The sequence below is a fragment of the Vibrio eleionomae genome, from assembly GCF_009874545.1.
In the GTDB taxonomy this organism is placed as follows: Bacteria; Pseudomonadota; Gammaproteobacteria; order Enterobacterales; family Vibrionaceae; genus Vibrio; species Vibrio nitrifigilis.
This window is the reverse complement of record NZ_WEKT01000011.1, coordinates 26,531-40,580: the sequence shown is the minus strand read 5'-3', so window position 1 is coordinate 40,580 and position 14,050 is coordinate 26,531. Positions and strand designations below refer to the sequence as shown.

At 42.0% G+C, this 14,050-nt stretch carries 12 protein-coding genes; 7 read left to right on the top strand and 5 right to left on the bottom strand.

Features of this window, described 5'->3' with window-relative positions:
• Positions 1-122: 122 nt before the first annotated feature.
• Entirely contained in the window at positions 123-1,055 is a 933-nt protein-coding gene (ttcA, locus tag F9817_RS08485; protein WP_161154532.1) for a tRNA 2-thiocytidine(32) synthetase TtcA, read from the top strand.
• Positions 1,056-1,150: 95 nt separating this feature from the next.
• Here the strand turns inward: ttcA and F9817_RS08480 are convergent, their stop codons facing one another.
• Both F9817_RS08480 and F9817_RS08475 read right to left on the bottom strand, forming a co-directional pair.
• On the bottom strand, positions 1,151-1,939 hold the full coding sequence (locus tag F9817_RS08480; protein ID WP_161154531.1) for a glucosaminidase domain-containing protein: 789 nt from the start codon (positions 1,937-1,939) through the stop codon (positions 1,151-1,153).
• Positions 1,932-2,738, bottom strand: coding sequence for a DUF2189 domain-containing protein (locus F9817_RS08475; protein ID WP_161154530.1), 807 nt, complete (start codon positions 2,736-2,738; stop codon positions 1,932-1,934). Before F9817_RS08475 ends, F9817_RS08480 begins: the two co-directional genes overlap by 8 nt.
• A gap of 404 nt (positions 2,739-3,142) precedes the next feature.
• Between F9817_RS08475 and potA the strand changes: the two genes are divergently transcribed.
• From potA to F9817_RS08455, 4 genes are all read left to right on the top strand, one after another.
• Complete coding sequence (gene potA, locus F9817_RS08470) at positions 3,143-4,276, top strand: spermidine/putrescine ABC transporter ATP-binding protein PotA (RefSeq protein ID WP_161154529.1); 1,134 nt, start codon at positions 3,143-3,145, stop codon at positions 4,274-4,276.
• Positions 4,257-5,117: a spermidine/putrescine ABC transporter permease PotB gene (gene potB / locus F9817_RS08465; protein ID WP_161154528.1), complete on the top strand. Its 861-nt coding sequence runs from the start codon at positions 4,257-4,259 to the stop codon at positions 5,115-5,117. Before potA ends, potB begins: the two co-directional genes overlap by 20 nt.
• Complete coding sequence (potC, locus tag F9817_RS08460; protein ID WP_161154527.1) at positions 5,117-5,884, top strand: spermidine/putrescine ABC transporter permease PotC; 768 nt, start codon at positions 5,117-5,119, stop codon at positions 5,882-5,884. The genes potB and potC overlap by 1 nt, the downstream gene beginning before the upstream one ends.
• Positions 5,885-6,338: 454 nt before the next feature.
• Positions 6,339-7,376, top strand: coding sequence for an extracellular solute-binding protein (locus F9817_RS08455; RefSeq protein WP_161154526.1), 1,038 nt, complete (start codon positions 6,339-6,341; stop codon positions 7,374-7,376).
• Positions 7,377-7,440: 64 nt separating this feature from the next.
• Here the strand turns inward: F9817_RS08455 and cobB are convergent, their stop codons facing one another.
• The 3 genes from cobB to F9817_RS08440 all read right to left on the bottom strand — a co-directional run bounded on the left by cobB (position 7,441) and on the right by F9817_RS08440 (position 11,337).
• Positions 7,441-8,163 carry a Sir2 family NAD+-dependent deacetylase gene (cobB, locus tag F9817_RS08450; RefSeq protein WP_161154525.1) on the bottom strand — a complete coding sequence of 241 codons (723 nt, stop codon included), beginning with the start codon at positions 8,161-8,163 and terminating at the stop codon, positions 7,441-7,443.
• A 172-nt stretch (positions 8,164-8,335) separates the two neighbouring features.
• Positions 8,336-9,556, bottom strand: coding sequence for an ammonium transporter (locus tag F9817_RS08445; protein ID WP_161154524.1), 1,221 nt, complete (start codon positions 9,554-9,556; stop codon positions 8,336-8,338).
• Positions 9,557-9,888: 332 nt separating this feature from the next.
• Positions 9,889-11,337, bottom strand: a complete 1,449-nt coding sequence (locus F9817_RS08440) for a sigma-54-dependent transcriptional regulator (RefSeq protein ID WP_161154523.1) — start codon at positions 11,335-11,337, stop codon at positions 9,889-9,891.
• A 314-nt stretch (positions 11,338-11,651) separates the two neighbouring features.
• On the opposite strand from F9817_RS08440, the gene mobA reads away from it, so the two are divergent.
• Positions 11,652-12,239 carry a molybdenum cofactor guanylyltransferase MobA gene (mobA, locus tag F9817_RS08435; protein WP_161154522.1) on the top strand — a complete coding sequence of 196 codons (588 nt, stop codon included), beginning with the start codon at positions 11,652-11,654 and terminating at the stop codon, positions 12,237-12,239.
• Positions 12,236-14,023 carry a bifunctional molybdopterin-guanine dinucleotide biosynthesis adaptor protein MobB/molybdopterin molybdotransferase MoeA gene (locus F9817_RS08430; RefSeq protein WP_408063517.1) on the top strand — a complete coding sequence of 596 codons (1,788 nt, stop codon included), beginning with the start codon at positions 12,236-12,238 and terminating at the stop codon, positions 14,021-14,023. Before mobA ends, F9817_RS08430 begins: the two co-directional genes overlap by 4 nt.
• Positions 14,024-14,050 lie beyond the last annotated feature (27 nt).

Sequence of the window (14,050 nt, the reverse complement as noted above, 5' to 3'; positions counted from 1 at the left end):
CCCTTGAAGCAACTTGTTTCAAGGGGATTGTTACTTTTCCCAGTGAAAAACTGGAATCTGTTTTATTTATGCGTATCATACGCACTTCATTTTGTTTTCAAAAATATTAAGACTGCAAGCTAATGACTGAGCAAACTCAAGAGCGCACTAAAGCTCAACAATACAATTTCAATAAACTGCAAAAACGTCTGCGTCGTAACACTGGCCAAGCTATCGCTGACTTCAACATGATCGAAGATGGTGATCGCATTATGGTATGTTTGTCTGGCGGAAAAGACAGCTTCACAATGTTAGATATCTTGATGAGTTTGCAAAAAAGTGCACCTGTTTCATTCGAGCTAATTGCAGTAAACCTTGATCAAAAGCAACCTGGCTTCCCTGAACATATTTTACCTGAATACCTTGAATCATTGGGTGTGCAATACAAGATTGTGGAAGAAGACACATACTCCATCGTTCAGGACAAAGTACCTGAGGGCAAAACCACATGTTCTCTTTGCTCTCGCCTTCGTCGTGGAATTCTATATCGCACAGCAAAAGAACTTGGCGCGACTAAGATAGCGCTTGGCCATCATCGCGATGATATTCTTGAAACGCTATTTTTAAATATGTTTTATGGCGGTAAGATGAAAGGTATGCCACCAAAGCTTGTTTCTGATAATGGTGAGCACGTCGTCATTCGCCCATTGGCGTATTGTCGCGAGAAAGACATCATTAAATTCTCAGAGATGGCTGGCTACCCTATTATTCCGTGTAACCTATGTGGTTCGCAGCCAAACATGCAACGCCAAAATATTAAACAAATGCTTAATGGTTGGGATAAACAATTCCCTGGCCGTATTGAAACTATGTTCCGTGCCATGCAAAACGTGGTACCAAGTCACCTTGCTGACTTAGAACTTTTCGATTTTAAGTCAATCAACCGTGATTCAGGTGTCATCAATGGTGGCGATATTGGTTTTGATAAAGAAGAAATGCCTCAAAATCAAGTTGATGATGAAGACATGGTGACTGAGTTTGATCCTGGTTTACAACTTGATGTAACCAACCTATAAATTTGAATCTTCTCTTTGTTCGATACAAATAAAGCTGCCACTGGCAGCTTTATTTTTGCGTAATCATTTTAGTTAAAATATCCACTGGAATACTCTTATTCAAGCCAATATTCCTGATTGTGATCGATCATCGCTTGAATGTCCTGAACGTATTCTTCTCCACGCTCTGAATATTTATTGAGCCCTTTAACCAATTGAATAGCTGCAAAAGTGGTCGTTACACTTTCACCTTTGGTACGTAACTGAGCTCGAATCTGTCGAAGTGCCTTATAAGCTCGATTGCGGTTTACATTCATAAAGTAACGGTGGATAGATTCGGATACCGAAGAAAATTTGGCTACTTCATGAGTCATACCATCCGCTCTATCGCGTGGAACCAAGCCACATCCTTTACTATAACACCACTGACCAAAGTAGTTATTTGCCTGACGCGCAAATCGCGAGGTTCCCCAAGCTGATTCGTTAGCGGCTTGCGTCAGTACTAATGCTTCAGGTAAGACATCAACACGTAGCAACATTTGCGTTAACCAATCCTTGGTTAACGCGTTCTTCGCTAACTTCACATTGTACAATTCACCCAATAACTTCGCGTTCACAAGATCGCGTGGAGTTACGGAATCGGTTTGATATTTTTCTTTTAAAGCTAGGAGAAAGTCTCTTTCTTTGCTCACGCGAGTATTCTCAGCAGTCACACCTTTACGCATGTACTTAAAAAAGGCTTTCTTGCGAGCGGTAATATTCTTGATCTTTGAGAACTCAGGAGGCCGCGGCAACTGTTCGTATTGCTGCCGCGCGATACCCAACCGTTCATTATCTGTATTGACATAGTAGTAGCTGCAACTTGCCATCACGAGCACAGCAGCAATCACTAAAAATCTAAGCATTAAACACCTGACTTTGGTTATCGTCACCACTGTCATCATTGTTATTGTGGTTTGTCGCGACAATTTTTAGGCGAATACCAAACATATTACGATAGATAATCCCTTTCACATGAAAGAAAAACGGCAATACCAGTAATAGTCCTATTCCATAAAACATTAATGCTGCAACAAATAACCCCATGATAACTAGATAGATAATCGCTAATGGTAACAGTTTTCTATTGACTGCCCTCAACGATAACATAAGTGCATTCAGTGGTCTCATGCGTTTTTCACAAATTAACAACACCGCATTACTAAACGCTAAGGACAAATACAACGCAATGGGTGGCAATAATAAATTCGCTACCCCCTGTAATAGTAGACTAACAAGGGTCGCAATGATAACTGAGATAGTAAACTGTAAGCCGCTCGTCATTTGACGCGTTTTTGTTTTCAAACCAGCTGAATGGCTCATGGCCATTAAACAAACACCGGCAAAAAACGGTGCAGTAACAACCTCATAGCTGAAATTAGCGACATACAAAGCGCGAACAAATCCATCAGGCAATGTACCGTTTTTAGCAAAGTTTTCAAACACGGTTGTTGCGTCAGTCACCTGCATATTCAGAGCAATAAAGAAAATGACAACTTGCAGTATTGCTAAAATAATAATAGCGGGAGCAAAAGAAAAGAAGTGTTTGATGGTGTGATCCCATGCTTCTTTAAATACCTTTGTGACACTTAATTCATATTTTCCAGAAAGTGCAGTCTCGATACTGCCTCCCAAATTAAAATCTTTTTCTATCTCGTTACTCATAAATCGCTCTAGTGGCTATGTATTTTGTCTGAGAGATATAGTGCATACACTATTATTACCCTGGCATCTTGAGATCATTTGGGTATAAAAAGGCTCAAAAATTGTCTCAGACTCTTAAAAAGTAGTCAGCTATTATACTTAAATGCAACTCAGTCCCAAATTGTAATCCAAATTTCTTTTTTGTTTTTCGCGACAATAGTGAATTCTTCAACAGAATCTGCTGGTATAAAACAATGAAATTGTTAAGGTATGTTACTAAGTTATTTTTCATTACCTTTGCGTAGCGATAGTTTTTGTGTTTAGGTAACAAAAAAGCTATCCATTCGTGCGCATGATGATTATGATTCGCGCCTCAATATAGTGTAAAACAACCGGTCAATATGTAGTCAAAACTGCAGACCAAGGTGGGAGAAAAACAGAAGTTGAACAAACAACATTCCGTTGAGCAACCAGTTGTCAGATTAACTGGTGTGAGCAAAAGTTTTGATGGTAAAGAAATCATTTCAAACCTTCATTTAGACGTAAACCATGGCGAATTCTTAACCATTCTCGGACCTTCTGGCTGTGGTAAAACCACGGTACTTCGCATGATTGCGGGGTTCGAAAACGTTGATTCCGGTCAAGTCATTCTCGATTCGCATGATGTGACACATACCCCTGCAGAGCAGCGTTATGTGAACACCGTATTCCAAAGTTACGCACTGTTTCCCCATATGACAGTGTTTGACAACGTTGCATTTGGCTTAAGAATGCAAAAAGTGCCCGCCGCAGATATTCAACCTCGGGTTCTAGAAGCATTAAAAATGGTCCGTTTGGAAGAAATGGCGCAACGTAAACCTAGTCAACTTTCTGGTGGTCAACAGCAACGCGTCGCCATTGCGCGCGCTGTAGTAAATAAACCGAAAGTATTGCTGCTAGATGAATCACTATCCGCACTGGATTATAAACTACGTAAACAAATGCAAGGTGAACTCAAGCGTTTGCAACGTCGCTTGGGTATCACCTTTATCTTCGTAACACACGATCAAGAAGAAGCGCTTTCAATGTCTGATCGTATTATTGTGATGCGCGATGGCGTCGTCGAACAAGATGGCTCCCCGCGTGAAATCTATGAAGAACCCAAAAACCTATTTGTCGCCCGCTTCATTGGGGAAATTAACGTGTTCCCTGCTGTTGCTAAATCACGCATCGATGACAAGCGTATTCTAGTGGACATTAATGGTGTTGAGAGCACCGTTTACCACAAAGAAACGATTGCGCAGGCTCAAAAGCTACAAGTGTTACTTCGCCCGGAAGATTTACGCCTAGAAGAAATATCTGATGCAGAAAATGAAGGTATCATCGGCTACGTTCGTGACCGCACATACAAAGGCATGACTTTAGAATCTTTAATAGAGTTGGATTCAGGTGACACGGTTATGGTTAGTGAATTCTTTAATGAAGATGACCCAGATGTAGACCATAAAATCGGCCAGAAAGTGGCGATCACTTGGGTTGAAAGTTGGGAGGTCGTACTCGATGACCAGTCGCAAATTTAACTTACAAAAAACGATTGTCTTTGTCGTTGTTGGCTGGTTGGCGCTGTTTGTTTTAGTTCCCAACTTGATGATCATTGCGACGAGCTTTCTTACCCGTAGTGAATCTAACCTGCTAAGTTTCACGCTAACGTTTGATAATTATATTAAGCTGTTAGACCCTGTTTACGCTCAGGTGGTTGCACACTCATTCTACATGGCAATCGTTGCGACCTTAATATGTTTAATCATCGGCTACCCGTTTGCCTATATCATTGCAAAAATGCCGGAACGCCGTCGCCCGATTATGCTGTTTCTTGTGATTGTTCCTTTTTGGACCAATTCATTAATCCGTACTTACGGTATGAAAATTGTTATAGGGACTCAAGGCGTTCTCAATAAATTTTTGCTCTTTGTGGGAATCATTGATCACCCTATCCGGCTCATGTACTCAGAAACAGCTGTCATGATCGGCTTGGTGTATATCCTGATCCCTTTCATGATTTTGCCGCTCTATTCTGCGTTAGAGAAACTCGATATAACTTACATTGAAGCAGCACGCGATTTGGGAGCAAACAAGCTACAGACCTTATTAAAAGTGGTCCTGCCGTTAACGATGCCAGGGATTATCGGCGGCTGTTTATTAGTCTTACTACCCGCTTTAGGGATGTTTTATATCTCTGATCTACTGGGTGGTGCTAAAAACCCGTTGATTGGTAACATCATTAAAAGCCAAGTATTAAATTCTCAAGATTGGCCATTTGGTGCCGCAACCAGTATTGCCCTAACGATAGCGATGGCAATCATGCTGTATGCGTATTATCGCGCCAGTAAGCTGCTCAACAAACAAGTGGAGTTAGACTAATGGGAAAAACAATCCGCTTCAGTTTTATGGGATTGGTATATCTCTTTTTGTACCTCCCTATTGCCGCGCTCATCGTTAATTCATTTAACGCGAACCGATTTGGTTTTCGTTGGGATGGCTTTTCGACCAAGTGGTATCACTCATTGATGAATAACGACAGTTTGATACAAGCTGCCGGACATTCTCTTACGATTGCGGTGATTTCTTCGACAGCCGCGACCTTGATTGGTAGTTTGACTGCCGTTGCACTATACCGATACCAATTTAAAGGTAAACGCATGGTCGGTGGACTGCTTTTCGTGGTTATGATGTCTCCTGATATTGTGATGGCCATTTCACTATTGGCGCTATTTTTGGTGCTGGGTTTCCAACTTGGGTTTATTACCTTGCTGTTTGCCCACATTACATTCTGTCTGCCATTCGTCGTCATTACGGTATTTAGTCGCCTAAAAGGCTTTGATGTGAAAATGCTCGAAGCTGCAAAAGATTTAGGTGCTAATGAGTGGGTTATTCTTAGAAGCATCATTTTGCCACTAGCAAAACCGGCAGTGGCTGCGGGTTGGTTACTGAGTTTTACCCTTTCTCTTGACGATGTCATTATTAGCTCGTTTGTCACTGGTCCAACTTATGAAATTCTACCGCTTAAGATCTATTCAATGGTTCGAGTAGGCCTAAACCCGGATGTGAATGCATTGGCAACGGTGATGTTGGTTGTGTCTCTGGCACTTGTTGCCATTTCTCAGTTCATCGCGCGCGAAAAAAAATGAGATTGCCCTGTTAAATAGTGAGTGAGTAAGCATTCATTGTAATGCACACTTGTTTGGTGAAAACAGAATACCTTTCGGTATTCTGTTTTTTTATTGAGACAAGTTAACTTGTTGGTTCATCGATATAATTTTCAAATGAGATAACAGTTCAAACCTATTAATAAAATAACAATCAATTACTGTCTATTGCATATTTTGTTGGTATACTAACGGCCTTATTGCATATGCAGTCATATCAAAAATAAGTGAATGTTGAGATCATTACCTGTGATACACGCTTGAGTCCTACTGTAGTGTGGTAGTAAACAGCCATTTATCTAATGCCTGAACACCAACATTCATGAACTCTCCGCACCTATCTCGTTTTTGATCAATACATGGATTCCCTTATCGTATTTGGTATCACTTAACCAGTGAGTTTCTTGCAACAACACATGGACAACATGGAAAAGTAATGAAAAATAAATTGTATGCGAGCGCGCTTTGCGCAGTGGCTTTGTTTAGCGGTAACGCGATGGCTAATGACAATGAGTTGTACTTCTACAACTGGTCTGAATACATTCCTCAATCGGTTCTTCAAGACTTTACTAAAGAGACTGGTATTAAAGTTATCTACTCAACTTATGAGTCTAACGAAACCATGTACGCAAAATTGAAAACACAAGGTAAAGGATACGATCTAGTCGTACCATCAACTTACTTTGTTTCAAAAATGCGTAAAGAAGGAATGCTTCAAGAAATTGACCATTCAAAACTTTCTCATTTCAAAGATTTGGATCCTAACTATCTAAACAAACCATTTGATCCACAGAACAAATATTCTATCCCTTACGTATGGGGTGCAACGGGTATCGGTGTGAACACTGATATGTACGATAAATCTAAATTCACAAGCTGGGATGATCTTTGGAATACAAAATACAAAGGTCAACTTTTGTTAACCGATGATGCTCGTGAAGTATTTGATATCGCACTGCAAAAACTTGGATACAATCAAAACTCACGTGATCCTAAAGAGATTAAAGCAGCATACAACGAGCTGAAAAAACTGATGCCAAATGTATTGGTTTTCAACTCTGATTTCCCAGCGAACCCATACATGGAAGGTGAAGTCAGCCTAGGTATGCTTTGGAACGGCTCTGCGTATATGGCTCGCCAACAAGGCGCTCCAATCGAAATCGCATGGCCTAAGAAAGGCACTATCTTCTGGATGGATAGCCTAGCTATTCCTTCAGGTGCAGCTCATAAAGAAGCGGCATACAAGATGATTAACTTCCTACTACGCCCTGAAAATGCAGCGAAGATCGCAGAAGAAATTGGTTACCCAACACCAGTTAAAACTGCGTATAAATATCTACCAAAATCATTTTCTGAAGATCCAAACATCTTCCCACCACAAGATGTGATGGATAACGGTGTATGGCAAGATGAAGTGGGTGACAAAACTGAGCTTTATACTGAACTGTTCCAAAAACTTAAAGTAGAAAAGTAAGCGCTCGCCTAATGACAAAAACCGCATCAATTGATGCGGTTTTTTATTTTTCAAATGCTTGGAATTATTCGTTCTGCATCGCAAGTAACTCTTCTACCAATTTTGGAACTTCGACACTTGCCTTACCGTAACGTTTCTCTTCAAACTCACTTTGTACCGCACTTGGCGCTAAGTTAAGTTCGATAGTATGAGCGCCTGATAATGTTGCGTCGTGCACAAAGCCTGCCGCTGGGTAGACAACACCAGATGTACCAATAGAAATAAAGAGATCCGCTTCTTGAATCGCTTCGTAGATCTCTCCCATCTGTAGTGGCATTTCACCAAACCACACAATATGAGGACGTAACTGAGCAGGAATTTGACAGCAATGACACAAATCGCCCATATGCAAATCCGTGGCTTGATCAATCACCTGTCCTGATTCAGAACATCGTGCTTTGAGTAACTCACCATGCATATGAATGATATTTCTACTACCGCCACGCTCATGTAAGTTATCAATATTTTGCGTCACAATAGTTACCCTACCGTCTAATTCCGCCTCTAAACGTCCTAAGGCGACGTGTGCTGCGTTGGGGCGAATATGTTCTGACAGAAGATCGCGTCTTCGTTGATTATAAAAGTCTTGAACTAACTCAGGGTTGCGTAGAAAGCCTTCCGGTGTACAGACATCTTCAACTCGGTGATTTTCCCACAAACCATCTTCACTACGGAAAGTTTGTATCCCCGACTCGGCCGATATTCCTGCGCCGGTCAGCACCACAACATTGCGATATGGAAATTGCATGACACGTCCTTTTTCTTTCTACGATATTAAATCTCTTGATTATAAAAGCTTAACACTTATACCTACATTGCTGTAGTGGTTTGTGTTAGACCTTAGTCTGTAGACCTTTGTTGTAGCGATAAAAAACGAGTAGACTCACCGCCTACTCGTTTATCTGTCCTTATACCAGTACTTAATCTTCGTTGGTTGAAGAAATTCGGTGGATACTTAAATCTGCGCCATTGAACTCTTCCTCTTCACTGAGGCGCAAACCGGTGGTTTTACTTAATGTGCCATAAACAATAAACGACCCAGCAACAGCCACGATAATCCCAACTAACGTACCTAATAGTTGTACAGTGAAACTAACACCACCAATACCACCTAAGACTTTCTGACCAAAAATACCGGCAGCAACGCCACCCCATGCACCACAAACACCATGTAGCGGCCATACACCGAGTACATCGTCGATTTTGGTTTTATTTTGTAACGCAGTGAACAACCAAACAAAGAGCACGCCAGCAATAATCCCGGTAATAAAGGCACCAAATGGGTGCATTAAATCAGATCCTGCACATACTGCCACTAAGCCCGCTAACGGGCCATTATGAATAAACCCAGGGTCATTTTTGCCCGCCACAAGAGAGGCTAAAATTCCGCCTGCCATTGCCATTAATGAGTTCATCGCGACTAATCCGCTAATACCGGCCAGTGTTTGCGCCGACATGACATTAAATCCGAACCAGCCGACACATAAAATCCAAGCACCCAATGCGAGAAAAGGAATATTGGATGGCGCAAAGTTGGTATGTTTACCCGCGCGAATGCGACCATGGCGCATTCCCAATAATTTGACAGCAACTAATGCGATCCAGCCGCCTACGCCATGGACAACGACAGATCCAGCGAAGTCATGGAATGGCGCACCAAAAGTCGCCGTAAACCAACTTTGTAAACCCAAGTTACCATTCCAGATGATGCCTTCGAAAAATGGATAAACAACGCCAACCGTAAAGAATGTAGCGATTAACAGTGGATAGAAACGCGCACGTTCTGCCACACCGCCAGACACAATCGCGGGGATAGCCGCAGCAAAAGTCAGTAGGAAAAAGAATTTCACTAATTCATAACCATTACCTTGTGCAAGTTCTGTCGCACTGCCAAAAAAATGATGACCATACGCAATCCAGTAACCAATAAAGAAATATGCAATGGTTGAAATCCCAAAATCAGCAAGAATTTTGACTAGAGCATTCACTTGGTTTTTACGCCTGACTGTTCCCACTTCTAAAAAAGCAAACCCGGCATGCATCAAAAACACCATGATAGCGCCTAATAGTAAAAATAAAGTGTCGGAACTTTGCGTCAAGGTTTGAATAACACCTTGTACCTGACGGACGTCGTTGATCATTCTCGTTTACTCCATAATGCAATGCGCACCAATAATGTGCTGCGCATAATTGAACTCACCATAATGGTGATTTAGTAATTTTTTATTCTGCTTTTGCAAAAAACGATCCGTTATAGTGCAATGTTGATAAAAAACCGGCTATTTAAATATAACTATTTGAATTAATTAAAATAAGAAAATCATTTATGAGGAGAAAGTAGAATTGATTGTCATTTGAAAAATGTTTGCATACGCACCAATATAGTTCATAAGTACAATATTGGTGCGCACTTTATTGGTTAGAGTATTAATCTAAACAACATAAAATCACACATGCGTTAACGGTTTACTGATTATTCGTTATCACAATCCCATTCTTTAAATTTACGCTCTAATGTTTTACGCGCGACACCTAAAGCGCGGGAAGCGGCTGATTTATTGCCTTCGTGCACTTTCACCACTTGTTCTATATGATGACGCTCAACCTGTTTAAGTGGCCAATCATCAGGGTAGCCCGTACTTTGAACGGGTACTGATTCTTTCGGCTCTGCATAATAGGGAATCTGCGAACCATGTGACACCGTCACAGTTACCGGTGGACCACTGCTGTATTTTTCACGGTCTCGCCAATATTCACGTGGTGTTTTGCCAAGTAAAATACAGTTTTCGATTAAGTTACGTAGCTCTCTTACGTTTCCGGGCCAATCGTATTCACGAATAATTTTAATATCTTGGTCATTCCATTTAGGTAATGGCAGACATAAATCCGTACATAAACGCCCCGCGAGAAAAGGCACCAACTCGCGCAAATCACTTTTACGATTCTTAAGTGGTTGTACTTCTACCCGAACCACATTTAATCGATAGAGTAACTCACTGCGAAAACGTCCCTGTTGAACGAGTTGATGTAAGTTAACCTGAGTACCAGCAACAACTCGTACATCAACTTTAAATTCATACTTCGAACCTATGGGTCTAATGGCTCGTTCTTCTAGCACATTGAGTAATGTATCTTGTGCACTGAGTGGAAAATTAGCGATTTCGTCTAAATAGAGTGTGCCTCCATTGGCTAATTTAAACACCCCCTCTTTCAATTTGCGCACACCATCACGGGCAACGATTAACTCACCATATAACTGGCTGCTTAATGTCTCCATTGAGATAGATGCGCAGCTGAAAGGCACAAAAGGACCAATGCGTCGGCTCTTTTCATGTAGTTCACGTGCAATCAGCTCCTTACCGGTGCCTGGCTGGCCCTCAATCAATACACTCGCCTTTGAAGGACCAATGTGTTCGATATGTTGACGCAACAGCTTGGTAATTTCTGACTGACCAATAATCTGGCTTGAGCTATGGCGAGTAAAGTTGAAGTGATGTGCACCTAAACGTCGATCTTTGAGTCGCCTTTCCATACAACGTTTAATCATATGGGTAAGCTGATCAGAGTTAACAGGATTAATAATGAAATCACATAGCCCAAGCTTAAACGCAGAAACCACTCGATCGAATTCAGCAAGCTGAACCAATAGCAGAACGTCTGACTTTTCTTCATGCCAATGAGCTAGCTGCTCCCAAATCACCTCTTCCTCGAACACCACATCGACATCGACAATGACCAAATCATAATGATGCTTCTCTGCGCTGTTTACTGCGTCAGAATAACTACTCACGCTATGAATAGTTGCAAACCAATTTTCTAATGCGTGCAATAGATCATGCTGATCTTGTCCTTCGTATTGTATGACCAGAACCGAAAACGCCTGGTACAAAGGCAAATGTTTTAAGTCAGTATTGGCAGTCATTACATTCTCTATCTATTCGAAGACGCTATAAAGGTAGGGGCTCTCTGACATAACGGTTAGTCGCTTTAGATCAATTTGTGCGTTACATTAGAGTTTATTGATAAAATTAACTGAAACGTTGCTTTTTCATAAAAATAATAAATATAAATTAGTAACTTATCTCTGATACTTAAGTGGTAAATTGCACATGGTGTGTGTAACGTATTGAGATATTGCTGATTTATTTATTTTGACTACCGAGCACTGATATAACGCAAGGTTTATACGCGCCTTCTTTAGTAACCTAGCGTCGAACTTTGATAGGGATCTTAACCATGCTTTCTCCTTCACAAACCACATGGGTCATATTAGCGGGTGGACAAGCCAGCCGTATGGGTGGTCATGACAAAGGGCTCGTTCAACTTAATCAAATGCCGTTAATCGAGCATGTAATAGAACGATTGCGCCCTCAAACTTCTCACATTGTCATCAACGCCAACCGTAATCTATCCACCTACCAAGCGTATGCCCCTGTGATTAAAGATCTTTTTTCAGAATACCCAGGTCCCTTGGCTGGTATGCACGCCGGATTAACCGCCAGCAAGAATGAATGGGTTGGGTTTGTGCCATGTGATTGCCCTCGCCTACATAAAGATCTCGTCACGCGTTTCTGTGCTCATGTGACAGATGGAATCGATGTACTCGTCGCAACCGATGGGGATAAGCAGCAGCCAGTATTTGCGTTAATGCACCGCCGTGTATTACCCAAACTGACTGAATTTTTACAACGTGGTGAACGCAAGTTGATGTTTTTTATCCGAGAATGTCGTTTTCAAGAAGTGGATTTTAGCGATGCTCCTGAGTGTTTTCTCAACTTAAATACACCACAAGAGCTAGCAAAATTTGGAGAATTAACACAATGATGTTACCCAATATTCCATTACTGGGTTTTGCCGCCTACTCAGGTACAGGTAAAACCACATTACTTGAAGCATTACTACCAAAACTAACGCAGCGTGGCTTACGAGTTGGGGCTCTTAAACACGCCCATCATGATTTTGATATAGATAAACCCGGTAAAGACAGCTACCGCTTACGCAAAGCGGGGGCAAATCAAATGGTGATAGCCTCTCACCTGCGTTATGCAAAAATCACCGAAACACCGGAAAACGAAGCTGAATTTGCCACCCTACTGCAGCAATTTGATATTGAACATCTCGATATCATCTTAGTTGAAGGCTGCAAAAATATTGCTTTTCCAAAAATCGAGTTACATCGTGAGAGCGTAGGAAAACCATGGCTTTACCCCCATGACGATAGCATTATTGCCGTCGCATCAGATCAGCCTCTATCGGCAACGTCTCATCAACTGACATATCTCAATATTAATGACATTGATGCTATCGCGACATTCGTGACGGAGTACGTAAAACCGCAAGTATCGGCTCCATTAGAAAAACAAAAACAGTCCGGCAGTTGTGACACAGAACATCAACACCAATCCTTGTCGGTTAATGCTGCAATAAAGCGCATTACCGATTCGCTGACACCCGTTAGCGGTACAGAATCTGTGCCACTGAATCACGCTCAACACCGCACAATAAGTGACGTCGTCACTTCATCTATTAATGTCCCTGCCTTTTGTAACTCAGCCATGGATGGGTATGCGATAAGATCAGCCGATATTGAACACACCGAATTCAAAGTTGTGGCGAATGTGCTAGCCGGTCATCACTATTCAGAATGCATTCAATCAGGCCAGGCAGTAAAAATTATGACGGGAGCGCCCTTACCAGAAGGCGCCGATACCGTCATTATGCGCGAACAAGCTCAAGAGGAAAACGGCATGGTCCGTTTCCCTAACGCCGCGATAAAGGCGGGACAAAACGTACGCCAACCTGGTGAAGATCTGCAAATTGGCCAAACTGTGTTCGAATCGGGCCAGCAAATTGGGTCGGCCGAGCTGGGGATGCTTGCAGCACTCGGTCTTGATAGCGTCAATGTTAAACGACGTTTGAAAGTGGCGGTATTTTCCACCGGTGACGAAGTATTTGAACCAGGAAACCATCCCTCTGCTCACGGTCTTTTTGATGCTAATCGCTATAGCCTAAAAGGTTTATTGACCCGTCTACACTGTGATGTGCTCGATATGGGCATCTTGCCTGATAACCTCGCGGTGATCACCGATTCACTTACCGACATGGCGAAACACGTTGATCTCATTGTCACCTCGGGCGGTGTATCCGTTGGCGATGCAGATTTTGTTAAACAGGCGATGGAATCGACGGGTCAGGTTAATTTTTGGCGAATTAACATGCGCCCGGGACGACCATTAGCGTTTGGTCGGATCAAAGATACGCCCATTTTTGGTTTACCAGGTAACCCGGTTGCTGCGATGGTGTCATTTATTAATTTCGTCGAACCGGCCGTTTATAAAATGCAGGGAGACCTCACTTGGCAGCCGTTAAAAACTCAAGCTAAAGCAGTAGAAAAAATGCGTTCTCGCCAAGGAAGAACCGAATTTTCTCGAGGCATTTATACAGTGAACCCACAAGGCCAACTCACCGTATCGACCACCGGGCATCAGGGCTCTGGATTACTGCACTCGATGAGTCAGGCAAATTGTTTAATCGAAATAGCTGAGCAGGTCGATACAATAAAACCCGGCGAATACGTGACAATTATCCCACTACAAGGCAGAATCTAGACCTTAATGAAACACTTGAGAATTTAT